Raw genomic sequence first — 23554 nt, 5'->3', positions numbered from 1 at the left:
CCATGCACTCCCCCCTCCACACGCTGACCCCGATCGCCGGGGCTCTGGCCCTTCTTTTGTCTGCTGGCGCCGCATGGGCCCAGCCTGCCCCTTCCACGGCAACGGCCGCGCCCGAGCTGGGCACCGTCACCGTGGAGGCCAGCGCCGATGCGTCGGCTGAAGGCCTGTCCAGGCCCTACGCGGGCGGCCAGGTGGCACGCGGCGGGCGGGCCGGGATTCTGGGCACGCGCGACAACATGGAGACGCCGTTCTCCATCACCAGCTACACCAACGAGCTGATCCAGGACCGCCAGGCCAAGAGCGTGGGCGATGTGCTGCAGAACGATCCTTCCGTGCGCGTGGCGCGCGGCTTCGGCAATTTCCAGGAGTCCTACTTCGTGCGCGGCTTCGTGCTGGGCTCGGACGACGTCGCCTACAACGGCCTGTATGCCCTGCTGCCGCGCCAGTACATCGCCACCGAGCTGTTCGAGCGCGTGGAGCTGCTGCGCGGCGCATCGGCTTTTCTGATGGGCGCCAGCCCCAATGGCGGCGGGCTGGGCGGCAACATCAACCTGCTGCCCAAGCGCGCGGGCAGCGATCCGCTGTCGCGCGTGACGGCAGGCATTGCCAGCGGCGGCCAGGCCTTCGTGGCGGCCGACGTGAGCCGGCGCTTCGGCCCCGACCAGGCCACGGGCATCCGCCTCAATGCCGCGCACCGGGGCGGCGATACCGCCATCGACCAGGAAAGCTCCAAGCTCGATCTGTTGTCCGTGGGCATGGACTGGCGCAGCCGCAATGTGCGCCTGTCGGGCGACATCGGCTGGCAGGACAACCGCCTCAAGCGCACGCGCACCAATGTCACGCCGGGCGCAGGGCTGGCCGCCATTCCTGCGGCGCCCGATGCTTCCTCCAACTGGGCCCAGCCCTGGACCTATTCCGACGAGCGCGACCTGTTCGGCACGCTGCGCGGCGAATGGGACATCAACAGTAACGTGACGGCCTGGGCCGCCTACGGCCTGCGCCGCAGTTCAGAGAACAACTCGCTGGCCAACATCACGCTGGCGGCGGCCGGCAATGGCGCGGCCACCACCAGCCGCTTCGACAACGCGCGCAAGGACCGCGTGAGCACAGGCGAGCTGGGCGTGCGCGCACGCCTGAACACGGGCAGCGTGGGCCATGAGATCGTGGCCAGCTACTCGGCCTTCGACCTCAAGGTCTACAACGCCTATGGCATGAGCACGTCTGCGGTCCAGGGCAATGTGCTGAACACCAACCTCTACAACCCCAGCTACTACGCGATCACGCCGCTCAACTACCTGGGCAACGACCTGTCCAACCCCGCCTACAACCGGGGCACGCGCCTGAACAGCTTTGCGCTGGGCGACACGCTGTCGCTGATGGACGGCCGCATGCTGGTGACGGCCGGCGTGCGCCGCCAGACGATAGAGACCGACTCGGTGAGCTACCGCATCGTCAGCAACGGCGCAGTCACCAGCCAGGGCGGCGTGCGCACGGCCTATGACCAGAGCCGCACCAGCCCGGTGCTGGGCGCGGTGTTCAAGCTCACGCCCCAGGTATCGCTGTACGGCAACTACATCGAGGGACTGGCCCAGGGCGACACGGCGCCGGCCAAGTCGGGCGACACCCTCATCGCCAACGCGGGCCAGCAGATGTCGCCCTACGTGACCAAGCAAAAGGAAGTGGGCGTCAAGTACGACGGCGGCAAGCTGGGCGGCGGCCTGGCCTTCTTCTCCACCGACAAGCCACGCTCGCTGATCGACGGCAACCTCTTCACCTCGGCCGGCAAGGACCGTCACCAGGGCGTGGAATTCAACGTCTTCGGCGAACCCATGCGCGGCCTGCGCCTGCTGGGCGGCGCCACCTGGCTGGACGCCAGGCAGCAAAGCACGGGCCGCGCCACCACCGACGGCAAGCGCGTCATCGGCGTGCCGCGCTTCCAGGCCACGGCGGGCGTGGAGTGGGATGTGCCGGGCATCAACGGCCTGGCGCTGGACGGCCGCCTGGTGCACACCGGCGCCAGCTACGCCAACGATATCAACACCCTGCGCGTGGCCGGATGGAACCGCCTGGACCTGGGCGTGCGCTACATGACCGAAGTGCAGGGCAAGCTGCTCACGCTGCGCCTGCGCGTGGACAACGCGACGGACCGCAACTACTGGGCTTCCGTGGGCGGCTACCCGGGTTCGGGCTACCTGACGGTGGGCGGTCCGCGCACGTTCTCGCTGAGTGCGAGTGTGGATTTCTGAGGCGGGATGCGCGTGCTTTTTGGGGAAGGAACCTTTCGCCCGGGCATGGTAATGCACCTGCATTACCATGCATGGCAGCCTATCAGGAGATGCCATCATGTTTTCGACACTTGAAGCCGAATCCACGCTCACTGACCGCTACCAGACCACCATTCCCGAAGCCGTTCGCCGCGCATTGCACCTGAGCAAGCGCGACAGGATCCACTACACCATCCTGCCCGGCGGGGAGGTCGTGCTCAGTCGCGCCGACTCCGCCGAGGATGCCGATCCCGTGCTGGGCCAGTTTCTCGGCTTTCTGGCCCAGGACATGGCAGCCCACCCCGAGCGCCTGCAGACCATGGATGCCCGTCTGGCGCAGCAGATCCAGGCGCTGACCGAAGGCATCGAGGTCGATCTGGATGCACCGCTTTCGGCAGACGACGAATGAGCGCCGTACCGCCCGCCCCCTTGCGCATCCACGGCTGGACGGTATTCATGCACCCGCTTTTCCTGGCCCAGCTACAGGCGTTGAGCCACGAAGTGGAGGGTCTGAAAACGAAGGACCCTGGCGGGTACACACGCAAGAACGCGACCAAGCGATTGGCGGCGATCCGCAAGCTGGCATTCGATGTCATCCCGCAGGATCCGACGCGGCCAGACTACCGCCAGGGCCATACCCTGGGCGAGGAGCACAAGCACTGGTTTCGGGCCAGGTTCTTCCAGCAGTACCGCCTGTTCTTCCGCTTTCACGCCCCCAGCAAAATCATCGTGTTCGCCTGGGTCAACGATGAGGACACCAGGCGAGCCTATGAGGGCAGCGACGATGCCTACAGGGTGTTCCGAAAAATGCTCGCCAACGGGCACCCTCCTGGCGATTGGGACAGTTTGCTGGCACAGGCGAAGTCCCCGCCACCCGACTCACAGCCGCACGCCTGAGCCGCAGCCCGCCCTCAGGTCTCGCGCGGCTTGGTGTCCGGCTCCGCGTCATCGTGCGGGGGCGGCGCACTGACCATATGCGGCAGCATCACGAGGATGACGATGGCCAGCAGCGTGGCCAGCAGCGCGATGGCTTCGCGCCCCAGGCCGCAGGCCACGCCGATGGCGGCCGTCATCCAGATGCCAGCTGCCGTGGTCAGGCCCTGCACCTGTTCCTCGGAGTGGCGCTTGATGATGGCGCCCGCGCCCAGGAAGCCTACGCCGGCCACCACGCCCTGGATCACGCGGCTCATGTCGGCAATGTCCATGCCGCCGCGCTCGGGCACCAGCACGAACAGCGCCGCGCCCATGGCCACCAGCATGTGGGTGCGCAGGCCTGCGGCCTTGCCCTTGTGCTCGCGCTCGTAGCCGACGATGCCGCCCAGCAGCGCCGCCAGCAGCAGGCGCACCATGACGCGCGTGACCTCGGCCGCATCGGGCAGGCTGGAAAATTCCTCGACCAGGGTGTTGGCCACTTCCTCCCACATGCCGCGTTCCTTTCCTTGGGTTTGCGTCCGGACTCAGGAAGGGAGCATGGCGTGGCGTGCAGCACACCCAGGCCATCGGCATTCGCCATTGGCTGTCAGCCAAGCGCGCCCGCTTCAGGCGCCTGCGGGCTTGTCCTGGTCCTTCGGGGGAGAGGCCTGCTCGGGCACCGGTGCGGGTGCCGACGCAGGAGCAGGTGCAGGTGCAGGTGCAGGTGCGACCACCATGCTCAGCATGTGCTGGGCCAGCGTCTCGTACAGCGGCCGGGCCAGCATGCGCGAGACCAGGCTGGCCAGCATGGCCGCCGCCATGAGGCTGAGCACCATGGAGTGGCCGTCCACCATCTCCATGACGATGATGAAGGCCGTCAGCGGCGCCTGCGTCACGGCGGCCAGGAAGGCGGCCATGCCCATGGCGATGAGGGCGGGCGCGATGTCTGCGCCCATGAGGCCGGCCACGTTGTGGCCCACGCCCGCGCCAATGGACAGCGAGGGCGCGAAGATGCCGCCCGGCACGCCCACCCAGGCCGACAGCCAGGTGGCGATGAACTTCAGGGTGACGTAGAACGAAGGCACGTCGGCCTGGCCCGCCAGCATGTGCTTGACGGCTTCCGAGCCCGCGCCGAAGGTGGCGCCGCCCGTGACCATGCCGATGACGGCGATCACCAGCGCGACCGCCGCCGCGAAGCGGATGGGAAAGCGCGCGCGCAGCTGGTTGAGCCGCTCGGGCGCACGGGTCAGCGAGGCGGCCAGCAGCTTGGCGAAGAGGCCTCCCAGCACGCCGCAGGCCAAGGTCACGCACAGGCCGGGCAGCAGCGCGTCCCAGGTCAGGTGGGGCACCTGGATGCGGCCGAAATAGCTGAGGTTGCCGAAGGCCGACACGCCCATCAGGCCGGCCAGCACGATGGCCGCGATGATCAGGCCACTGGAGCGTGACTCCAGCTTGCGCGACAGCTCCTCGATGGCGAAGACCACGCCGGCCAGCGGCGCGTTGAAGGCCGCCGCAATGCCGGCCGCGCCGCCAGCCACCAGCAGCGCATGGTGGCTGATGCCCGAATGCGGGCCGAACCAGCGCCGCGCATGGTGCATGACACCGGCGGCCACCTGCACCGACGGCCCCTCGCGCCCGATGGACAGCCCCGCCGCAAAGCCTGCGCTGGCCAGCGCCATCTTGGCGAAGGACAGCCACAGCGACACGAAGCGCCCGCGCTGCGTGGAGTCCAGCGCCGGGTCCAGCGTGGCGATCACCTGCGGAATGCCCGATCCCGCCGCACCCGGCGCCCAGCGCCGCGTGAGCCACACGGCGCCCGCCGTGACGGCAGGCATCCACAGCAGCACGGCCCAGCCGCCCTGCCAGTGGTAGATGCTCTCGAAGAATTCGAAGCCCGCGTCCGCCATCAGCGTGAAGGCCACCACGCACAGCCCGGCGGCGGCGGCATAGGCCAGCACGATGGTGCGGTCCAGCCAGCGCCTGCCGTCCCGGAATTCCTGGTTCAGGTTGTGGAGGAAGTCGGGTTCTTGCTGCATCGCGTGAAGAGGCTGGGCGAAAGCTCTTCATTGTGCACAAGCCCGGCCACAAGGGCTGTCGCCATCGGCAATGCCTACTTCGCCGCTGAGTTGATGGCCGATGACTGTGTACCTGGAGAGCCGTCCGTCAGGCATTCCACCACCCGGGCATGGGCAACCTGGCAACCCGTGCCGTACGCCACTCAATGACGGCACGTTTGCGCAGCTCTCGCCCGCGCCGGCGCGAACCTGTCGCAGACCTGCAGCGCGCTGCCGTGCCGATCGTGCCTGCAGGTTCAGTCCACCACGAAGAGCCTGGCGCCCTTGGGCGAGCGCGAGCGGTGCGGCTCGGCGTTGTCCGCCACCTGGTAGCTCATGCCGGGCGTCAGCGTGAAGCGGCGGCCGTCCGCCAGTTCGGTCTCCAGTTCCCCTTCCAGGCACAGCAGCACATGGCCCTTGGTGCACCAGTGGTCGGAGACATAGCCGGGCGTGTACTCCACCGTGCGCACGCGGATGTTGCCGAAGTTCTGCGTGCGCCAGAACGCCTGGCCGGCCTCGGCCGAATGCTCGGTGGGCGCCACGGCGGCCCAGTCGGTGGTGTTGAAGGGGATGTTGTCCATCTGCATGGCGGGATTCCTTGATGAAGGGGGTGTACAGCGTGGGGACCGGCGTCGGCAGCAGCCTCGGCCTCAGTCCCCGCGCCGCAGCAGGTAGATATCCATGATCCAGCCATGCCGCTCGCGCGCTGCGGCGCGGGCCTGCACGATGCGCGGTGCCGCCTCGGCCAGCGGGCCGCTGTCCAGCATCTGGCGGTCCATGCCCAGGTAGGCGCCCCACCAGATGTGCAGGCCGTGGGAGGGCAGCTCGGTGAAGCTGCACTGCCCGTCCAGCATCACCACGGCCGTGTCCACGCCGGGCGGCCAGCCCTGCTCGCGCAGCTGGCGGCCCGTGGTCACCACGAAGGGCTGGCCTATGCCGTTGAGCGCAATCGCATGCGCGGCGCACAGCACCTGCATGGAGCTGATGCCCGCCACCACGCGCACGCTGTGCGGCGCCGGCTGCATGCGCGCGGCAATGCGCAGGGTGCTGTCGTACAGCGCAGGGTCGCCCCAGACCAGCAGGGCGACCTGCAAGGGCTGGCCGGGGCTGCACGGCTGCAGCCCCTCGTCCAGGGACCGGGCGATGGCCGCCTGCCAGCAGCGCGTGATGGCCGCATGCCATTCATCGACCTGGGCCAGGTAGTCGTCGCCCACGCTGCGGCGCACGGGCATGTCGAAGCCTTCGATGCGCGGGCCGGGCGCAGTGAGCACGGCATCGCACAGGTCGCGGCGCAGGGCGGCGAGTTCGGCCTTGTCCTCGCCCTTGTGCGGCAGCAGGATCAGGTCGGCGGCCTGCATGGCGGCCTGGGCCTCGCGCGTGAGGTGGTCGGGGTTGCCCGTGCCGATGCCGATCAGGCTCAGCGCCACGGGCGGCAGGGCCGCGCTCATGGGGCGGGGTTCCCGAGGGGCACGTCGATCACGGTGTCGCTCCCGGTGCCGCTCACGGTGTCCCTCAAGGTATCCCTCGCGGTATCCAGCGCGGCGCCGCCGCGCACATCGGTGGCGGGAAAGCGCGGCTCGGTGCCCAGCGGGCGGTAGCGGCGGTCGTAGTCGGCCGCGTAGAGGCGGCTTTCGCCGAAGTCCTCGGCCTGCAGGCTGCGGCCCACCAGGATCAGGGCCGTGCGCTCCATGTGGGTGGCCACGGCCTCGGTCAGGCTGCCCACCGTGGTGCGCACCACGGTTTCGTCAGGCCAGCTGGCACGCCAGACGATGGCCACGGGGCAGTCGGCGCCGTAGTGCGGCAGCAGCTCGGACTGCACCTTGGCGGCCACATGGATGGACAGATGGATGGCCAGCACGGCGCCCGTGGCCGCGAAGGCGGCCAGGTTCTCACCCTCGGGCATGGCCGTGGCGCGGCCCGAGGTGCGCGTCAGCACCACGGACTGGCACAGGCCGGGCAGGGTCAGCTCCGCGCCCAGCGTGGCGGCGGCGGCCGCGAACGAGGGCACGCCGGGCGTGACGGTGTAGGCAATGCCGGCCTCGCGCAGGCGGCGCAGCTGCTCGCCCATGGCCGACCAGACGGACAGGTCGCCCGAGTGCAGGCGCGCCACGTCTTCGCCACGCGCCTCGGCGGCCTGGATCTCGGCCACGATGTCGTCCAGGCTCATGGATGCGGTGTTGACGATGCGCGCGCCCGGCGGGCAGTGCGCCAGCAGTTCCGAGGGAATGAGCGAGCCCGCATACAGGCAGACCGGGCAGGCTGCCATGAGGTCGCGCCCGCGCACGGTGATCAGGTCGGCGGCGCCGGGGCCGGCGCCGATGAAATGCACGGTCATGCCGTTGCTCCTTGTTTCTTGGCCTGGCTGGCGTGGGCCAGGCAACAGTTCAGAGGTCCGCCCTGGCCCACGGCCAGGGCCAGGGTGGCGCTGCCGTCGTCCGCCACCAGGCGGGTCACGCTCAGGGCGGAGTGCGGGCCTGCGGCGGCCAGCGCCGCCGCCTCGGCCACGCTGCCCGTGCCATAGCGCGCCAGCATGCGCGGCGACTGCGTGACCACGGGCTGCCCAGGCAGTTGCCCTGGCGGCACGCGCACCAGAACGGCCGTGGGCACGACAGCCGCCATCCAGGCGGCCAGCGCCGGGTGGCCGGCCTTGGTATCCAGCACGGCCACCGCGCAGATGGGCTGGGGCGCGCAGGCGCCTGCGTCTGCGCTTTCCGGCAGCTGCGCCTGCGCCCGCTGCCACAGCGCCTGCAGCGCATGGGGCAGTGCGTCGGTGTGCAGGCCCAGGCCCAGCACGCCGCAGCGGTGGGGGATGGCTTGGTCCGGGTTCACCGCTGCCAGCTCCACTGCACCAGCGGCCGCGCAGCCTTCCAGCTGCGCATGCGGCCCAGCGGCTCGGCGCTGGAGATCTCCAGCCGCAGCAGCTGGCCGCCGTGCTGGGCCTGCAGTTGCACCAGCAGGGCCTCGGTCTCCAGCGTCACGGCATTGACCACCAGGCGGCAGCCTGCGGGCATGAGGGCCTGCAGGCGATCGAACAATTCGGCGTCAAAGCCCCCGCCCACGAACACGGCCTGGGGCCGGGCCAGCGCCTGCAGTTCGGCCAGCGCCTCGGGCGCCACGCCCTGCACCACGCGCAGGCGCGCCTGCAGTCCGAAGCGCCGGGCGTTGAGGCGGATGTTGTCCGCACGCGCCGCATGCTGCTCCAGGCTGATGGCCGAGCCACCGGCCAGGCACCACTCCACGGCCACCGAGCCCGAGCCGCCGCCCACATCCCACAGGCATTCGCCGTGGCGCGGCGCAAGAGCCGCCAGGGTCAGCGCGCGGGCCGGGGCCTTGGTGATCTGGCCGTCGTTGGCGTACCAGTGATTGGGCCGGCCCGGCACCAGCGGCAGGGCCGCGCCGCCCTGGGCGAGCACGGCCACGGCCACGGGCGCGCAGGCAGGGTCGGCGGCCAGGGCCTGGGCGGCTTCGGCGGCGCGCCATGCGCGGCGGCGCTCGCGCGGGCCGCCCACGGATTCCATGACCTCCAGGCGGCTGTCGCCCCAGCCTTCCTGCACCAGCCAGTCCGCCAGTGCGGCCACGGCGGCGCCATCGCGCAGCAGCACCAGCGACTGGCGGCCTGGCGACAGATGCGGCAGCAGCTGCTCCACGTGGCCGGCGTGCAGGCCCAGGCAGACCGTGTCTTCCAGCTTCCAGCCCAGGCGGGACGCCAGCAGCGAAAATGTCGAGGGTTGGGCGTGGCAGCGCCACTCCTGCGGCGCCAGATGCGCCGCCAGGCTGCCGCCCGCCCCGAACCAGAACGGATCCCCCGACGCCAGCACCACCGTGGGCCGGCCACGGCAAGCCAGCACGGGCGCCACGTCAAAGGGCACGGGCCAGGGACGGCCCCGCTCGCCGGCACCGGCCAGCGCCAGGTGGCGCGGCCCGCCAAAAACGGTCTCGGCAGCGTCCAGCGCGCGCAGCGCGGCGGGTGCGAGGCCGTCCAGGCCGTCTTCGTTCAGGCCCACCAATGTCAACCAGGGATCAGTCATGCCCCATGTTCTCCTGCTGGGCGGCACCAGCGGCGCCAGCCAGCTGGCCCAGGCCCTGCACCGCGCCGGCATTGCCGCCGTGTTCTCGTATGCGGGCGTCACGCAGTCGCCCGTGGCCCAGCCCCTGCCCACGCGCGTGGGCGGGTTTGGCGGTGCCCAGGGCCTGGCGCAATTCCTGCGCGGGCAGGCCATCAGCCATGTGGTCGATGCCACTCATCCGTTTGCCGCGCAGATGAGCCGCAATGCCTGCGAGGCCTGCGAGGCCACCGGCACGCCGCTGCTGGCGCTGGAGCGCGAGCCCTGGCAGGCCAGTGCCGGCGATGCCTGGATCGACGTGCCCGACATGCAAGCCGCCGCTGCCGCCCTGCCCCAGGCAGCCGCCCGGGTGTTTCTGGCCGTGGGCCGCAAGCAGCTTGCGGCCTTTGCGGGCCAGCCGCAGCACCACTATCTGCTGCGCCTGGTCGATGCGCCCGAGCCCGGCAGCCTGCCCCTGCCCCACACCACGGTGGTTCTGGGGCGCGGGCCTTTCAGCGCGGACGATGACGAGGCCTTGCTGCGCACGCAAGGCATCGAATGGCTGGTGGCCAAGAACGCAGGCGGCGAGGCCACGCGCGGCAAGCTCGATGCCGCACGCGCCCTGGGCCTGCCCGTGGTGATGGTGCAGCGCCCGGCGCTGCCGCAGCGCCAGCGCACCGGGTCGGTGGCTGCGGTGCTGCACTGGATCGCTCATGGCGTGCTGCCGACAGCGCCGACGGCGCCGACAGCACCGCCCGCGCCGCCATCCATGCCGTAGTGGCGTGGCGTGTAGACCCAGCGGCCCACGCGGCGCGTGGCGCTGTTGCCCACCAGGACCACGGTGCGCATGTCGGCCATCTCGGGCGTGGCCTCGGCCAGCGTGCATACGTGCAAGTGTTCCTCGGGCGTGGACACGGCGCGCGCGAACACCAGCAGGCGCTGCGGCTCGCAGCGGGTGCGCAGCAGCTGCAGCAGGCGCACAAAGCCTTCGGGCCGGCTCTTGGAGCGCGGGTTGTAGAAGGCCATGGCGAAGTCGGCCTCGGCCGCCAGTTCCACGCGCCGCGCGATCACCGGCCAGGGCTTGAGGTTGTCCGAGAGATTGATGCAGCAAAAGTCATGGCCCAGCGGCGCGCCGGCCCGCGCGGCGGCGGCCAGCATGGCGGTGATGCCGGGCAGCACCTGGATATCGAGCGCCTGCCAGGCGGCGGCCTGCGCCGCATCGGCCGATTCCATGGCCTCGAAAACGGCCGACGCCATGGCGAACACGCCCGGGTCGCCCGAGGACACCACGACCACCTGCCGCCCCTGCGCGGCCAGCGCCAGCGCCTGGCGCGCGCGCTCCAGCTCCACGCGGTTGTCCGAGGCATGCCAGGCCACGGCCTGGCCCTGACCCGCCTGCGCCAGCAGGGCCTGCGCGCGGGACACATAGGGCAGGTAGCCGACCACATCGTCGGCCCCGTGCAAGGCGGCTGCGGCTTCGGGCGTGATCTGGTCCAGTGCGCCCGGGCCCAGCCCCACCACCGTCAGGCGGCCGGCGCTCACCATGCGGCCTCCGGGCGGCGGCCCTGGCCGTGCACGAGCACGATGGCGAAATAGGGGCAGGCGTCGTCGGACACATCGCCCAGGCGCGCGACCTGCTCGCTGTCCGTGGTGCCGTTCTGCACCAGCCAGGCGGCCTCCAGCCGGCCCGTGCGCTGCAGGGCGCGGCGGATGCGCGGCAGGTTGCGGCCGACCTTCATGACCACCAGGGCCTCGGCGGACTGCATGCGGCGCACCAGCTCGTCTTCGGACAGGGTGCCGGTCATCACGCTGAGCACGTCGTCGCCCCAGGTGATGGGCTCGCCCGTGGCGTGCCAGCAGCCCACCATGCCGGGGATGCCGGGCACCACGTCCAGCGGCACCTGGCCGCGTTCGCGCAACCGGGTGTACAGATGCATGAAGGAGCCGTAGAGGAAGGGGTCGCCCTCGCACAGCACCACCACCTGCCCGGTCTGCGCCAGCGCTTCCAGGCGCAGGCACCAGTCGTCGTAGAAGCGCGCCAGCAGGTCCACATAGGCGGGGCTGTCCACGGGCAGCTCGGTGGTCACCGGGTATTCCATGGCGTGCTCGGCAGCGCCTTGGGCCAGCAGGCCGTCCACCAGCTGGCGGGCCTTGCCGGGCCGGCCCTTCTTGCGGAAGAACGCCACCTGGCGGGCGCCGCGCACCAGGCGGTCGGCCTTGACGCTCATGAGTTCGGGGTCGCCCGGGCCCAGGCCCACGCAGACAATGCCGGGCCCGCCCTGGCTGGGACGCGGCTGCCTACTCGACATGGCTGGCCAGTGCGTTGATGGCGGCCACGGTAATGGCCGAGCCTCCCAGACGGCCGTGCACGGCCATGCAGGGCACGGGCAGGTCCTGCATCAGCGCCTGCTTGGATTCCATGGCGCCCACAAAGCCCACGGGGCAGCCGATGATGGCGGCCGGCCGGGGGCAGGCCGGGTCCTGCAGCATGTTGAGCAGGTGGAACAGGGCCGTGGGCGCATTGCCGATGGCCACCACGGCGCCGGCCAGGTGCGAGCGCCACAGCTCCAGCGCAGCGGCGCTGCGCGTATTGCCCATGTCACGGGCCAGCGCGGGCACGCGCTCGTCCTGCAGCGTGCAGATGATGGGGTTGGCGGCGGGCAGGCGCGAGCGCGTGATGCCCTCGCTGACCATGCGCACGTCGCACAGCACGGGCGCGCCGTTTTGCAGGGCCTGCGCGGCGGCCTCGGCCATGCCGGGGGAGAAGGCCACGTGCGGGGCCAGCCCCACCAGGCCGGCGGCGTGGATCATGCGCACCACCACGCGTTCCTCGACAGGCGTGAAGCGTTCCAGCGCCGCCTCGCGGCGGATGGTGGCAAAGGACTGCCGGTAGATCTCGGCGCCATCGGTTTCGTAGCGGTGCAGCATTATTCTTTTGAAAACAGCAATCCCGGATTGTCTCGCACCGAGGCCAGGGTCCGCTGCTCCTGCGCCCTATCCCCGGCACGGCCGTGGCGCACTACGGAATAGACGGGGCCTTCGCCCTCGTCTTCACCTTCTGCCCGCAGCACCACCGTGGCCGGCGCCTGCCGCGCGCAGCCCTTGGCGCATCCGGTCACATGCAGGTGCGCGCCGGGCGGCACCTGCGGCGCCAGCTCCAGCGCCAATGTCTGCGTGGGACCCAGGGCCTGGGTGCAGCCCGGCGCGCCGGTACAGGCGGATACGCGCAGGCGCGGGTCATGGGCGTGGGTGATCCAGTCAGCGGCGCTGTCCAGCCCTGCAGCCGCCCACCAGCGGGGCATGGCGGCGCCAGCTTCCGCGTCTTGGTCTTCCACCAGCAGCATGCGCCAGGGCGTGACACGCAAAAAGGCCTGCTCAGGCAAGGCGCGCAGCAGCCGCGCCAGCGCCACGGCCGGCAAGCGGCCCAGCGGCGCGCCCAACAGCCAGCCCACGCCGGGCACGGCACCGGGCGCCGGTCCTTCGCCGTGGGCCGGGGTTTCTGTCTCCACCCAGTCCAGTCCCGGGGGCGGCTGCAGTTGCGCCGCCACCGCGGCCATGCGCCCGGGCCGCAAGCCCTGGGCGCGGCGAAGGACGGCCTGACCGGCAAACCAGCGCGCCAGCGCCAGGCCTGCGGCCACGGCCTGGTCCGCGTCGGCCACGGCCAGCGCCTGCTGCCGTCCATCGGGCTGCACCTGCCAGCCGGTAGAGGTGCGCTGCAGGCGGATATCGGCGGACACGCCGGCCAGCCGGCCCGGCGCGCCTTCCACCGACCAGCCGAACTTGGCGGGCAGGCCGGCCAGGTCGTCGGCCGCATCCAGCGCCTGCTGCAGGGCCTGGCCCAGCGCATGGACAGCCTCCTGCGGCCGGCACAGCGGGTCGATCACCAGGTTGCGGCGGCGCTCGCGGCCCGCGTCGGCGTCCAGCAGTCCCACGGCCGCCAGGGCGCGCAGCACGGCGGCGTGCCGACCGGGTGCAATGCCGCGCAGCTGCACATTGGCGCGGCTGGACAGCTCCAGCACGCCACTGCCATGCACCAGGGCCAGGCGCGCCAGGCGCCGCGCCTGGACCACCGTCAACCGCCCCAGCGGCGGGCGCACGCGCACCACCAGCCCATCGCCGGAGGCCATGGGCTGCCAGGCGCCGGGGCACCAGCCTTGTATGTGGGGAGGGGTATGCATGGGATGGGGACCGACTGTAGCGCCGACGCAGCCTGTCCCGCAGGGGCAGCACCCGCAGGCGTTCAAGAAATGCGGGCTTTGTTGATCCAGCCTGCATGGGAAGCGCAGCGGTGACGCTGAACCGATGCCTCGTCTGAATTTGTCACTTCTCATGGAAATTTAACAATTTTCAAAGGGCTTTTATCAAATTAATCACTTATTCTTTGATAAAAACTGATACTTGCACCATCTACCTGGAAAGCGCCATGAATCTCCGCACCTGGACCGTCAAGACCAAGCTCTACGCCGCCTTCACCGCCCTGGCTCTGCTGGTCGCGCTGGTTTCCGTATCCGCTCTGCAGGCGCTGGACGATGCCAACCGCAACCTGACCCGGTTCGTCGATGGCGTGAACGCCCGTGCCCAACTGGCCGAACAGGTGCGCGCAGCCGTGGACAGCCGTGCCATCGCGGCGCGCAACCTGGTGCTGGTGAACACGCCAGCCGACCTGGAGCTGGAAAAAGCGGCCGTGTACGCCGCCCATGCCGAGGTCAAGAACCGGCTGGACCAGCTCATGGCCCTGGTGGCCGCGCCCGGGGTGGGTGAGGAGGCACGCGCCCTGGTCGCCCGCATCGACCAGATAGAGCAGCGCTACGGCCCGGTGGCGCTGGACATCGTCGCGCTGGCGCTGCGCCAGCAACGGGACGAGGCCATTGCCAAGATGAACAGCGAGTGCCGGCCGCTGCTGGCCCAGCTGATCGCGGCCACCGACGAGTACAGCCGGCTCACGCGCCAGCACGCCCAGGTCATGGTGGAGCAGGCAACGCAGTCCTATGTGCAGCAACGCAACATGCAGATCGGCATGAGCGCGGTCGCCTTCGTGCTGGCCCTGCTCATGGGCCGGCTGATCGCACGCGGCCTGACACGCGCGCTGGGCGCCGAGCCGGCCCAGCTGGGCGAGGTCGCCCGCCAGATCGCCGACGGCAACCTCGACCCCGGACTGCTGCGCAGCGAAGCGCCCGCCGGCAGCGTGCAGGCCTCGCTCAACGCCATGCACCAGAGCCTGGCCAGCGTGGTCAGCGACGTGCGCAACAACGCCGACAGCGTGGCCGTGGCCAGCGAGCAGATCGCCAAGGGCAATGCCGACCTGAGCCGCCGCACCGAGCAGCAGGCCAGCGCGCTGCAGGAAACCGCAGCCTCCATGGACGAGCTGTCCTCCACCGTGCAGCAGAACGCGGACAACGCGCGCCAGGTCAACCAGCTCGCGCTCGGAGCCAGCCAGGTGGCGGTCAAGGGCGGCACCGTGGTGCAGGAAGTCGTCGGCGCCATGCAGGACATCCATGCCAGCTCGCGCCAGATCGGCGACATCGTGGGCGTGATCGACTCCATCGCCTTCCAGACCAACATCCTCGCCCTCAATGCCGCCGTCGAAGCCGCTCGCGCCGGTGAACAGGGCAAGGGCTTTGCCGTGGTGGCCGCCGAGGTCCGCACCCTGGCCCAGCGCAGCGCGCAGGCCGCCCGCGAGATCAAGCAGCTCATCACTGACAGCGCCACGCGCGTCAGCCAGGGCGCGGAGCTGGCCGACCAGGCCGGCGCCACCATGGCCGAGGTGCTGCAATCCATACAGCGCGTGACCGACCTCATGGGCGAGATCAGCAATGCCAGCGACGAGCAAAGCGCCGGCGTGGCCCAGGTCGGACAGGCCATGAGCCAGATGGACCAGGTCACGCAGCAAAACGCCTCGCTGGTGGAAGAAAGCGCGGCGGCGGCCTCCAGCCTCAAGTCCCAGGCCCAGCGCCTGGTGCAGGCCGTGGCCATCTTCCGCCTGGGCGACCAGGGTGGCGCGGCACAACAGCCGCGTTTGCAGGCGCCGCTGCCGGCGTCCGTGCCCACGCGCACGGCCACGGCATCTGCGCTGGCGCCGGCCAGGCCGGCACCGGCACGACCCGCAGCTGGCGCGCGCCCTGCAAGCCCTGCACGCCTGGCTGCGACCAAGCCGTCCGCCGAATCGCAGGACTGGACCAGCTTCTGAAACCGGCAAGCCGCACGCATGCGCCGCCACCGCTCCTGCACCGCGCCCCTGGACAAGGCTGCGCAGGTGCGCGAACTGGAAGAGTTCTTCCGCGGGCAAAACCCCATCGACCTCGCTGCGGCCGACTGGCACACGCGCATGGAGCAAGGCCTGACCGCCGAGGAAGAAGCCGAATTCACCGAATGGCTGGCGGCCAGCACGGCGCACGAGGCCGCCTTGCGCCACCTGGGCCAGAGCCTGGCGGCAGCGCGGTCCATTCCCCCCGAACAGGTGGCGCGCCTGCGCGCGGAGCAGGCACGCCGGCGCTCGCAGTCAGTGCCTCACGCACACCCGGAACCGGCCTCGCAGCGCCCGTCCTCCGAAGAGCGCCAAGGCTGGAGCTGGTCCCCCCTGCTGCCGCGACCTGCCCTGGCGGCCCTGTGCTGCACGGTGGCCCTGGCCGTGGGCGTGGGCGTGGGCTGGCACCAGTGGCAGCAGCAGCCCACCTTCACCAGCAGCCACCTGACCCCACGCGGCCAGGTCAGGACCATCACCTTGCCGGATGGCACCGCACTGTCCCTGGATGCCGATACCCAGGCGCAGGTAACTCTGTACCGCGACCGGCGCGAGGTGCGCATCACGCAAGGGCAGATCCTGTTTGCCGTGGCACCCGACAGTGCCAGGCCCTTTCATGTGCTGGCCGGCCCGGCGCGCGTCACCGTGGGCGGCACGCGGTTTTCCGTGCGCTATCGCGCCACGGGCATGGAGGCGGGCAGCGCCCAGGTGGCCGTGCAGGAAGGCCATGTGCGCGTGGCCGGTGCGCAAGGCGCGGCAACGCCTGCCGACCTGGTCGCTGGCCAGGCCCTGAGCGTGTCGCCTGCAGGCGTGCTCGGTCCGGTGTCGGCTGTGGCGCCCGGCAGCATTGCGCTGTGGCGCAAGGGACTGATCCGCTTCGAGAACACGCCCCTGGCCGACGCCCTGGTGGAACTGGAGCGCTACGGGCCGACCGGCCTGGTAGTGCACGACCCGGCCGTGGCGGCTCTGCGCATTGGCGGCACCTACCAGGCCAGCCGCCCCGCCGAGTTCGCACGCATGCTGGCCCAGATCCTGCCCGTCACTCTGGTGGCCGGGCCCGATGGCCAGACCGAGATTGCCGCTGCGCCCTGAGCACGGAGGCGGGACCGGCCCACGCTTCCAAGACTGCCTGCCGCGCCGGGCGCAAGCCCTCCTCCACCCTGCCCCGCTCGCCCTGGCTGTCTGCAATGACGACTGCCCAGCGCCGATGCGCAGCATCTGCAAGGGTGTCAATGACAATCAGCGGCGTGCGAAGCCCATGGGCTGCAACGCGGCGGAAACGGCGTGTGGTCGGTCGGCCGTCGTGTAAGAGATTGCCGCAAGCGATTTCCTGGACCGATGGAACGCGGCGGATGCACTCCGACTCACACCGTCCGCCGCTGTGGCCACAGCACCAGGCGTTGCACGCTTGCCGCGCAGCGCCGCACCCTCATTCATTCAACCGTTTCAAGGAGTTCCCATGCATCTTCAACGCACCGTCCTTTTTGCAGGCATGGCTGCCAGCCTCTTTCTGGCGGCGGGATGGGCCACGGCCGCAGAAGGCCCTGCCACGGCCCAGCCCCCCCAGGCCAAGGCCCAGGCCGCCAAGCCGGCGGGCGACACCGTGCAGGCGCAGCTGGAGACCTCCACCTGGGTGCCCGACGGCAAGGCCGATGCGCCGCGCGTGATCTATACCTTCACCGACCCCAACTGCAAGTACTGCCACAAGTTCTGGGAGGCCGCACGCCCCTGGGTGGACGCAGGCAAGGTGCAGCTGCGCCACATCCTGGTGGGCGTGATCCGGGACGACAGCCCGGCCAAGGCCGCCGCCATCCTGCAGGCCCCGGACCGCGCGGCCGCACTGATGGAGCACGAGAAGAAGTCCGCCCAGGGCGGCATAGCGCCCGCCTTCAGCGTCAGCCCCGACGTGCGCAAGACGCTGGAGGCCCACCGCAAGCTGATGATGTCCCTGGGCTTCCGTGGCACGCCGGGCATCGTGGTGATCGACAGCCAGGGCGGCACCAAGAGCTATGGCGGCATGCCGCGCGATGCGGCCTTGCCGGAGGTGTTCGGGGCGCTGTGAGGCGGCGGCGCCGTCCAGCTGCCGCCCAGCACGCGGAACAGCTGGGCCAGCGCCAACTGCCGCTGGGTCACGGTATCGATGTAGGCGCTTTCATTGGCGAAGGCGTTGCGCTGTGCGTCCAGGTAGCGCAGATGGTCGTCCACCCCCGCCTGGTAACGGGCCTGCGCCAGACGCAGGCTTTCGCGGCTGCTGTCGCGCAGCGCCAGGCGCGCGGCTTCCTCGCGGCGCAGCGTGTCGGTGGCGGCCAGGGCGTCGGCCACTTCGCGGAAGGCGGTCTGGATGGCCTGCTCGTAGGCTGCCACGGCCATGTCCTTGCGCAGCACGGCCAGGTCGAGGTTGGCGCGGTTGCGCCCGCCGTCGAAGAGGGGCAGCGTGACCTGGGGAGTGAACGACCAGGCGCGCTGGCCCGGGCGGAACAGGTCGGACAGATCGGCGCTGGACGATCCCAGGAAGCCGGTGAGCGAGATGCGCGGGAAGAAGGCCGCGCGCGCCGCACCAATGTCCGCGCTGCGCGCGCGCAGCCGGTGCTCGGCCGCCTGGATGTCGGGCCGGTGGATGAGCAGTTCGGAAGGCGTGCCGGCCGACAGGTCCTGCAGCAGCAGGGGCACATCGGATGGTTGGGACGGTTGGGACGACTGTGCGGACAGGTACGGCGTCAGATCCTCCACGCCCGTCAGCAGCAGCAGGGCGTTGCCGGCCTGGCGCAGCTCGCGTTCGCTGCGCTCCACGTCGGCGCGGGCCTGGGCGGCCAGGCCCAGGGCGTCCTGGTGGTCCAGGGCCGTGGCCGTGCCCGCCTGGCGCCGCTGCGCGCTCAGGCGCAGCGAGGATTCACGGCTTTGCAGCGTGCGCTGCGCCAGTTGCAGCCGGCGCAGGGCCCCGTCGCGGGACAGGTAGGCCTGGACCACTTCGGCGCCCAGGCTGATGCGGGCGGCGCGCGCGGCCTCTTCGGTGGCCAGGTACTCGCCCAGGGCGGCTTCGGACAGGTTGCGCACGCGGCCGAACAGGTCCAGCTCGAAGGCGGCCAGCCCCAGGCCGGCCTGCCAGCTGCCCTGCACCTGGGGCTGGCCCGTGGCATTCATGTCGCCCGGCAGGCGCTGGCGCGTGCCGCCGCCCTGCAGGCCCACGCCCGGCAGGCGGTCGGCGCGCTGCACCTGGTACAGGGCGCGTGCCGCCTCCACGTTGAGCAGGGTCTGGCGCAGGTCGCGGTTGTGGGCCTGGGCCAGGTCCACCAGCTGGCGCAGCTGGCGGTCGGCGATGAAGCTGTTCCAGTCCAGCGTGGCCGCCGACGAGGACAGCACGGGCGCGGCATCCTGCTGCGGCCATTGCGTGGGAATGGGCGCCTGCGGACGCTGGTGGACCGGGGCGAGGGAGCAGCCCGCCAGCACCAGGCTGGCGGCCAGCGCACACAGGGCGCGTGGGAAGAAGTGCATGGACATGGCGCTTACTCGATGGGGGTTGCCGGGGCCTGCAGGGCAGGCGGGGTGCCGGCCGGCGCCTTGCGCCGGAACAGGGACAGCACCCAGACGAAGAAGACGGGAACGAAGACCACCCCCAGCAGCGTGGCCGACAGCATGCCGCCGATCACGCCGAAGCCGATGGCGGCCTGGCTGGAGGCGCCCGCGCCCGAGGCCAGCGCCAGCGGCACCACGCCCAGGATAAAGGCCAGCGAGGTCATGACGATGGGCCGAAAGCGCAGCCGCGCCGCCTGCAGCGCGGCCTGCGCCAGGCTGTGCCCCTGCGCATGCAGGTCCCTGGCGAACTCCACGATCAGGATGGCGTTCTTGGCCGCCAGGCCGATGATGGTGATCAGGCCCACCTTGAAGTACACGTCGTTGGACAGGCCCACGGCCGAGGTGGCCAGCACCGATCCCAGCGCGCCGATGGGCACGATCAGCATCACGGCGGCGGGAATGCTCCAGCTCTCGTACAGGGCCACCAGCAGCAGGAACACCACCACGATGGCCAGCGCGAACAGCTTGGGCGCCTGGGCACCGGCGGCTTTCTCCTGGAAGGACAGGGCCGTCCACTCGTAGCCGATGCCGCGCGGCATCTCGGCCATGATGCGTTCCAGCTCGGCCATGGCCTCGCCCGTGGTGTGGCCGGGCCTGGCGTCGCCCGAGATGCGGAAGGCCGGATAGCCGTTGTAGCGCGAGATCTGCACCGGCCCGCTTTCCCAGCGCACCGTGGCAAAGGCCGACAGCGGCACCTGCTGCCCGCCGGCGTTGGGCACGTGCAGGCGCAGGATGTCCTCGGGCCGCGCGCGGGCCTGGGCATCGGCCTGCACCACCACGCGCTGCAGGCGGCCCGCGTTGGGGAACTCGTTGATCACGGCCGAGCCGTAGGCGGTGGACAGGGCCGTGTTGATGGCGCTGAAATCCACGCCCTGGGCCTGCGCCTTGCGCCGGTCGATGTCCAGCCGCAGCTGGGGCGCATCCTCCAGGTTTTCCATCATGGCGTAGGCAATGATGGGCGAGGCATTGGCCTTGGCCAGCAGCTGGTCGCGCGCGGCGATCAGCGCCTCGCGGCCCAGGCTGGCGCGGTCCTGCAGGCGCAGCGCAAAGCCGCCGGAGTTGCCCAGGCCGTCGATGGGCGGCGGGTCCACGGCCATGACGGTGCCGTCGGACAGGCTGGCAAAGCGCTGGTTGAAGGCCTGCACCTCGTCCCACGACGCCTGCCCGGCGCCGCGCACCGACCAGTCCTTGAGCGTGACGAAGGCCAGGGCCGCGTTATGCCCCATGCCCGAGAAGCTGTAGCCCATCAGGAACTCGGCCTGGGCCGTGGCGGGGCGGCCCTGGATGTAGTCCTCCATGTCCTTGACCATGGCCTTGGTGCGCTCCGTGGTGGCGCCCGGCGGCAGCTGCACGCCGACGATGTAGTAGCCCATGTCCTCGTAGGGCACGAAGGATTCGGGCATGCGCGTGTACGCCACGCCCAGCCCGGCCACGATGGCGGCATACACCAGCATGCAGCGCCCGGCGCGGCGCACCAGCCGCTGGTTGAGCAGGTCGAAGCGCTCGGTCAGCGCCGCGAAGCGGCGGTTGAACCAGCCGAAGAAGCCCTTGCGCTCGGCGTGGTGGCCCTTGGCAACGGGCTTGAGCAGCGTGGCGCACAGCGCCGGCGTGAAGGTCAGCGCCAGCAGGCCCGAGAACAGGATGGACACGGCCAGCGACAGCGAGAACTGCCGGTAGATCACGCCCACCGAGCCGCTCATGAAGGCCAGCGGCAGGAACACGGCCACCAGCACCAGGGTGATGCCGACGATGGCGCCCGAGACCTGCTGCATGGCCTTGACCGTGGCCGCCAGCGGCGACAGCCCCTCCTCGGCCATGAGGCGCTCCACGTTCTCCACCACCACGATGGCGTCGTCCACCAGGATGCCGATGGCCAGCACCATGCCGAACATGGTCATCATGTTCACCGAAAAGCCCAGCGCATACATCACGCCCAGGGTGCCGGCCAGGCACACGGGCACGACGATGGTGGGAATCAGCGTGTAGCGCAGGTTCTGCAGGAACAGCCACATCACCAGGAACACCAGCGCCACGGCCTCCACCAGGGTCTGGATGACCTTGCCGATGGCCACTTCCACGAAGCGCGAGGTGTCATAGGGCACGGCGTACTGGATACCGGCGGGGAAGTTCTGCGACAGCTCGGCCAGGCGCGCCTTGACGGCCTTGGCGGTCTGCATGGCGTTGGCGCCGGGCGCCAGCTGCACGGCGGCGGCCACGCCCTGGCGGCCGTCCTCGCGCGAGGAAAAGCTGTAGTCCAGCTGGCCGACCTCCAGCCGCGCCACATCGGCCAGGCGCACGGCCGAGCCATCGGCCCTGGCACGCAGCACGATCTGGCCGAACTCCTCGGGCGAGGCCAGCGTGCCCTTGACGGCAATGGTGGCGCTCAGCTCCTGGCCGGGCCCTGCGGGCGAGGCGCCAAAGCTGCCGGCCGGCACCTGCGCGTTCTGGGCGGCGATGGCCGCGTTCACGTCCGCCACCGACAGGCCGTAGCCCAGCAGCTTGTTCGGATCGACCCACACGCGCATGGCCACATCGGCCGCGAAGAACTGCACCTTGCCCACGCCGGGCACGCGGCGGATCTCGTTGTTGATGTTGCGCACGGCGTAGTCGGACAGGGCCACCTCGCTGTTGCTGCCGCTGCCGTCCTTGTAGGTCAGCGAGTAGATCATCAGGAAGTTGGCGCTGGCCTGCTCGACCTGCAGGCCCATCTGCATCACGGACGCGGGCAGGCGCGCCTCGGCCTTCTTGATGCGGTTTTGCACCTCCACCTGGGCCAGCGCGGGCTCGGTGCCCGGGGCGAAGGTGGCCGTGATCTCGGCCAGGCCCGTGGAGCCGCTGGATGAGTCGAAGTACAGCAGCCCCTTGGTGCCGTTGAGCTCCTCCTCGATGACGCTGGTCACCGACTCCATCACCGTGGTGGCGGAGGCGCCCGGGTAGTTGGCGGTGATCGAGATCTGCGGCGGCGCCACGTTGGGAAACTGGGAGACGGGCAGCGCCGGTATGGCCAGCAGCCCGGCGAGCATGATGAAGATGGCCACCACCCAGGCGAAGTTGGGGCGGTTGATGAAGAACTTGGACATGGTCTATTCCTTGGGCAGGCGCCGGCTCAGTCGCTGGACGTGGCGGAGCTGCCGGAGGCGCTGAAGGTGCCGGACAGCCCCGCCGTAGGGGAGGCCGCGGCATCGGAAAGGGCCGTGACCTGAACCCGCGCCCCGGGCTGCAGGCCTGCCATGCGGCCCACCACCACGCGCTCGCCGGCCTTGAGGCCTGCGCTGATCTGCCACTGCGCGCCATGCATGGCCGCGGTCTGCACGGGGCGCATCTGCAGCGTGTCCTGGCCATCCACCACCAGCACGTGGGCCTGCCCGTCGGTGCTGCGCTGCACGGCCCGCTGCGGCACCAGGATGGCGGCAGGGTCCACGCCCTGGCCCACGGTCACGCGCACATACATGCCGGGCAGCAGCATGCCGTCGCGGTTGTCGAAGCGCCCGCGCAGCGCCATCTGGCCGGTGCCGCGGTCCACCGTCACATCCGAGAACAGCAGTTGCCCCGTGCGCTGCAGGCCCGTGCCATCCACCTTCAGGGAGACCGGCGTGCCGTCCTTGCCCTCCGTCTGTGCCAGGCGGCCCTCGGCCAGGGCCGCGCGCAGGCGCTGGGCTTCGGCCACGGGCTGCTGGAAGTCGGCATAGACCGGGTCGAGCTGCTGGACCAGCGCCATGGGCGTGGCCTCGCCCTGGCCCACCAGGGCGCCCTCGGTGACCAGCGCACGGCCGATGCGGCCAGCGATAGGCGCCCTGACCGTGGCGTATTCCAGGTTCAGGGCGGCCGCCTGCACCTCGGCCTGGGCGGACTGCCGCGCGGCCTGGGCCGCCTGCAGGCGGGCCTGCATGGCTTCGAAGTCCTGGCGGCTGACCGCCTCCTGGGCCACCAGCGGCGCGTTGCGGCCGACCACGGCACGCGCTTCGATCAGGACCGCTTCGGCGCTGGCCAGCTGGCCCTGGGCGCGGGACAGGGCGGCGCGCAGGGGCGCCGGGTCGATCTGGAACAGCACCTGGCCGGCCCGGACGTCGGCGCCTTCCTCGAAATGGCGGCGCAGCACGATGCCGGCCACCCGCGCACGCACCTCGGCCACGCGCACGGGCTCGATACGGCCCGGCAGCTCGCTGGACAGGGCCAGCGGCGCGGGCTGCACGGTGACGGCCTGCACCACGGGCAGCGCGTCACCCGCTGCGGCCGGAGCCTCGTTGCGGCCGCAGCCCGCTGCCAGGGCGGCCAGGGCGGCCAGCACCAGGGCCGCCAGCGGCAGGCCACGTCGCTTGTTCAGACGCATGCTCATGTTCACAACCTGATTGAGTTCGATACGAAGGCCGCGATGGTACATATCAGAATCAAATGAGTCAACATCGATTCATTTGATTCTTTAAAACATCAACAGATAAAATCCCCGCACTTTCCAAGGAGGCATGA

General features: G+C 70.7%; 21 protein-coding genes. 7 read left to right on the top strand and 14 right to left on the bottom strand.

Annotated elements, in window-relative coordinates; genetic code table 11:
- The first annotated feature begins 2 nt into the window (after window positions 1-2).
- From DTS01S_RS22285 to DTS01S_RS22275, 3 genes are all read left to right on the top strand, one after another.
- Entirely contained in the window at window positions 3-2246 is a 2244-nt protein-coding gene (locus DTS01S_RS22285) for a TonB-dependent receptor (protein WP_061288901.1), read from the top strand.
- A gap of 97 nt (window positions 2247-2343) precedes the next feature.
- Window positions 2344-2673, top strand: coding sequence for a type II toxin-antitoxin system PrlF family antitoxin (locus tag DTS01S_RS22280; protein WP_016452695.1), 330 nt, complete (start codon window positions 2344-2346; stop codon window positions 2671-2673).
- Window positions 2670-3161 (top strand): type II toxin-antitoxin system YhaV family toxin, encoded by a 492-nt coding sequence (locus tag DTS01S_RS22275; protein ID WP_046241156.1) that lies wholly within the window; start codon window positions 2670-2672, stop codon window positions 3159-3161. The genes DTS01S_RS22280 and DTS01S_RS22275 overlap by 4 nt, the downstream gene beginning before the upstream one ends.
- A 14-nt stretch (window positions 3162-3175) precedes the next feature.
- Here the strand turns inward: DTS01S_RS22275 and DTS01S_RS22270 are convergent, their stop codons facing one another.
- The 7 genes from DTS01S_RS22270 to DTS01S_RS22240 form a co-directional block, all read right to left on the bottom strand.
- On the bottom strand, window positions 3176-3688 hold the full coding sequence (locus tag DTS01S_RS22270) for an MgtC/SapB family protein (protein WP_061288898.1): 513 nt from the start codon (window positions 3686-3688) through the stop codon (window positions 3176-3178).
- Window positions 3689-3802: 114 nt separating this feature from the next.
- Window positions 3803-5212: a chloride channel protein gene (locus tag DTS01S_RS22265; RefSeq protein ID WP_046988679.1), complete on the bottom strand. Its 1410-nt coding sequence runs from the start codon at window positions 5210-5212 to the stop codon at window positions 3803-3805.
- Between the two features lie 275 nt (window positions 5213-5487).
- Window positions 5488-5817, bottom strand: a complete 330-nt coding sequence (locus DTS01S_RS22260; protein WP_013800515.1) for a DHCW motif cupin fold protein — start codon at window positions 5815-5817, stop codon at window positions 5488-5490.
- A gap of 63 nt (window positions 5818-5880) precedes the next feature.
- Window positions 5881-6678 (bottom strand): precorrin-6A synthase (deacetylating), encoded by a 798-nt coding sequence (cobF, locus tag DTS01S_RS22255; RefSeq protein WP_061288895.1) that lies wholly within the window; start codon window positions 6676-6678, stop codon window positions 5881-5883.
- Entirely contained in the window at window positions 6675-7565 is an 891-nt protein-coding gene (gene cobM / locus DTS01S_RS22250) for a precorrin-4 C(11)-methyltransferase (protein WP_061288892.1), read from the bottom strand. The genes cobF and cobM overlap by 4 nt, the downstream gene beginning before the upstream one ends.
- A complete protein-coding gene (locus DTS01S_RS22245) occupies window positions 7562-8059 on the bottom strand; it encodes a cobalamin biosynthesis protein (RefSeq protein WP_061288943.1) in 498 nt (165 codons plus the stop codon). Before DTS01S_RS22245 ends, cobM begins: the two co-directional genes overlap by 4 nt.
- Entirely contained in the window at window positions 8056-9258 is a 1203-nt protein-coding gene (locus DTS01S_RS22240; RefSeq protein ID WP_061288889.1) for a bifunctional cobalt-precorrin-7 (C(5))-methyltransferase/cobalt-precorrin-6B (C(15))-methyltransferase, read from the bottom strand. Before DTS01S_RS22240 ends, DTS01S_RS22245 begins: the two co-directional genes overlap by 4 nt.
- Here DTS01S_RS22240 and DTS01S_RS22235 point away from each other — a divergent pair.
- The gene (locus DTS01S_RS22235) at window positions 9257-10051 is read left to right on the top strand and encodes a cobalt-precorrin-6A reductase (RefSeq protein WP_061288887.1); all 795 of its coding nucleotides are present in this window, start codon (window positions 9257-9259) and stop codon (window positions 10049-10051) included. The genes DTS01S_RS22240 and DTS01S_RS22235 overlap by 2 nt on opposite strands.
- On the opposite strand, the gene cobJ is transcribed toward DTS01S_RS22235, so the two are convergent.
- The 4 genes from cobJ to cobG are packed head-to-tail and all read right to left on the bottom strand — an operon-like array spanning window position 9985 to window position 13451.
- On the bottom strand, window positions 9985-10818 hold the full coding sequence (cobJ, locus tag DTS01S_RS22230) for a precorrin-3B C(17)-methyltransferase (protein WP_061288878.1): 834 nt from the start codon (window positions 10816-10818) through the stop codon (window positions 9985-9987). The two genes, DTS01S_RS22235 and cobJ, sit on opposite strands and share 67 nt — an antisense overlap.
- Entirely contained in the window at window positions 10812-11582 is a 771-nt protein-coding gene (gene cobI / locus DTS01S_RS22225; protein WP_061288867.1) for a precorrin-2 C(20)-methyltransferase, read from the bottom strand. The genes cobJ and cobI overlap by 7 nt, the downstream gene beginning before the upstream one ends.
- Window positions 11572-12201: a precorrin-8X methylmutase gene (locus DTS01S_RS22220; RefSeq protein WP_061288865.1), complete on the bottom strand. Its 630-nt coding sequence runs from the start codon at window positions 12199-12201 to the stop codon at window positions 11572-11574. Before DTS01S_RS22220 ends, cobI begins: the two co-directional genes overlap by 11 nt.
- Complete coding sequence (cobG, locus tag DTS01S_RS22215; protein WP_061288862.1) at window positions 12201-13451, bottom strand: precorrin-3B synthase; 1251 nt, start codon at window positions 13449-13451, stop codon at window positions 12201-12203. Before cobG ends, DTS01S_RS22220 begins: the two co-directional genes overlap by 1 nt.
- 245 nt (window positions 13452-13696) lie before the next feature.
- Here cobG and DTS01S_RS22210 point away from each other — a divergent pair, with 245 nt between their 5' ends.
- The 3 genes from DTS01S_RS22210 (at window position 13697) to dsbG (ending at window position 17576) form a co-directional block, all read left to right on the top strand.
- Entirely contained in the window at window positions 13697-15460 is a 1764-nt protein-coding gene (locus DTS01S_RS22210) for a methyl-accepting chemotaxis protein (RefSeq protein WP_061288859.1), read from the top strand.
- An 18-nt stretch (window positions 15461-15478) separates the two neighbouring features.
- Window positions 15479-16606, top strand: coding sequence for a FecR family protein (locus DTS01S_RS22205; RefSeq protein WP_061288856.1), 1128 nt, complete (start codon window positions 15479-15481; stop codon window positions 16604-16606).
- A 367-nt stretch (window positions 16607-16973) separates the two neighbouring features.
- Window positions 16974-17576, top strand: a complete 603-nt coding sequence (gene dsbG, locus DTS01S_RS22200; RefSeq protein WP_061288851.1) for a thiol:disulfide interchange protein DsbG — start codon at window positions 16974-16976, stop codon at window positions 17574-17576.
- Here dsbG and DTS01S_RS22195 read toward each other — a convergent pair.
- The 3 genes from DTS01S_RS22195 to DTS01S_RS22185 are packed head-to-tail and all read right to left on the bottom strand — an operon-like array spanning window position 17522 to window position 23423.
- Window positions 17522-19012: an efflux transporter outer membrane subunit gene (locus DTS01S_RS22195; protein WP_061288848.1), complete on the bottom strand. Its 1491-nt coding sequence runs from the start codon at window positions 19010-19012 to the stop codon at window positions 17522-17524. The two genes, dsbG and DTS01S_RS22195, sit on opposite strands and share 55 nt — an antisense overlap.
- Before the next feature lie 5 nt (window positions 19013-19017).
- Window positions 19018-22167, bottom strand: coding sequence for a multidrug efflux RND transporter permease subunit (locus DTS01S_RS22190; RefSeq protein WP_061288845.1), 3150 nt, complete (start codon window positions 22165-22167; stop codon window positions 19018-19020).
- 26 nt (window positions 22168-22193) lie between these two features.
- Window positions 22194-23423 carry an efflux RND transporter periplasmic adaptor subunit gene (locus tag DTS01S_RS22185; protein ID WP_061288941.1) on the bottom strand — a complete coding sequence of 410 codons (1230 nt, stop codon included), beginning with the start codon at window positions 23421-23423 and terminating at the stop codon, window positions 22194-22196.
- Window positions 23424-23554: the final 131 nt, after the last annotated feature.

Source organism: Delftia tsuruhatensis NBRC 16741 (assembly GCF_001571325.1).
Classification (GTDB): domain Bacteria; phylum Pseudomonadota; class Gammaproteobacteria; order Burkholderiales; family Burkholderiaceae_C; genus Comamonas; species Comamonas tsuruhatensis.
Note: the sequence above shows the minus strand (reverse complement) of the source record. Positions and strands in the feature narration are given on the sequence as shown.

Bases quoted from the DNA above. Each gene is read 5' to 3' on its own strand.
- DTS01S_RS22285 (WP_061288901.1), top strand. From the start codon at position 3: ATGCACTCCCCCCTCCACACGCTGACCCCGATCGCCGGGGCTCTGGCC.
- DTS01S_RS22280 (WP_016452695.1), top strand. From the start codon at position 2,344: ATGTTTTCGACACTTGAAGCCGAATCCACGCTCACTGACCGCTACCAG.
- DTS01S_RS22275 (WP_046241156.1), top strand. From the start codon at position 2,670: ATGAGCGCCGTACCGCCCGCCCCCTTGCGCATCCACGGCTGGACGGTA.
- DTS01S_RS22270 (WP_061288898.1), bottom strand. From the start codon at position 3,688: ATGTGGGAGGAAGTGGCCAACACCCTGGTCGAGGAATTTTCCAGCCTG.
- DTS01S_RS22265 (WP_046988679.1), bottom strand. From the start codon at position 5,212: ATGCAGCAAGAACCCGACTTCCTCCACAACCTGAACCAGGAATTCCGG.
- DTS01S_RS22260 (WP_013800515.1), bottom strand. From the start codon at position 5,817: ATGCAGATGGACAACATCCCCTTCAACACCACCGACTGGGCCGCCGTG.
- cobF (WP_061288895.1), bottom strand. From the start codon at position 6,678: ATGAGCGCGGCCCTGCCGCCCGTGGCGCTGAGCCTGATCGGCATCGGC.
- cobM (WP_061288892.1), bottom strand. From the start codon at position 7,565: ATGACCGTGCATTTCATCGGCGCCGGCCCCGGCGCCGCCGACCTGATC.
- DTS01S_RS22235 (WP_061288887.1), top strand. From the start codon at position 9,257: ATGCCCCATGTTCTCCTGCTGGGCGGCACCAGCGGCGCCAGCCAGCTG.
- DTS01S_RS22240 (WP_061288889.1), bottom strand. From the start codon at position 9,258: ATGACTGATCCCTGGTTGACATTGGTGGGCCTGAACGAAGACGGCCTG.
- cobJ (WP_061288878.1), bottom strand. From the start codon at position 10,818: ATGGTGAGCGCCGGCCGCCTGACGGTGGTGGGGCTGGGCCCGGGCGCA.
- cobI (WP_061288867.1), bottom strand. From the start codon at position 11,582: ATGTCGAGTAGGCAGCCGCGTCCCAGCCAGGGCGGGCCCGGCATTGTC.
- DTS01S_RS22220 (WP_061288865.1), bottom strand. From the start codon at position 12,201: ATGCTGCACCGCTACGAAACCGATGGCGCCGAGATCTACCGGCAGTCC.
- cobG (WP_061288862.1), bottom strand. From the start codon at position 13,451: ATGCATACCCCTCCCCACATACAAGGCTGGTGCCCCGGCGCCTGGCAG.
- DTS01S_RS22210 (WP_061288859.1), top strand. From the start codon at position 13,697: ATGAATCTCCGCACCTGGACCGTCAAGACCAAGCTCTACGCCGCCTTC.
- DTS01S_RS22205 (WP_061288856.1), top strand. From the start codon at position 15,479: ATGCGCCGCCACCGCTCCTGCACCGCGCCCCTGGACAAGGCTGCGCAG.
- dsbG (WP_061288851.1), top strand. From the start codon at position 16,974: ATGCATCTTCAACGCACCGTCCTTTTTGCAGGCATGGCTGCCAGCCTC.
- DTS01S_RS22195 (WP_061288848.1), bottom strand. From the start codon at position 19,012: ATGTCCATGCACTTCTTCCCACGCGCCCTGTGTGCGCTGGCCGCCAGC.
- DTS01S_RS22190 (WP_061288845.1), bottom strand. From the start codon at position 22,167: ATGTCCAAGTTCTTCATCAACCGCCCCAACTTCGCCTGGGTGGTGGCC.
- DTS01S_RS22185 (WP_061288941.1), bottom strand. From the start codon at position 23,423: ATGAGCATGCGTCTGAACAAGCGACGTGGCCTGCCGCTGGCGGCCCTG.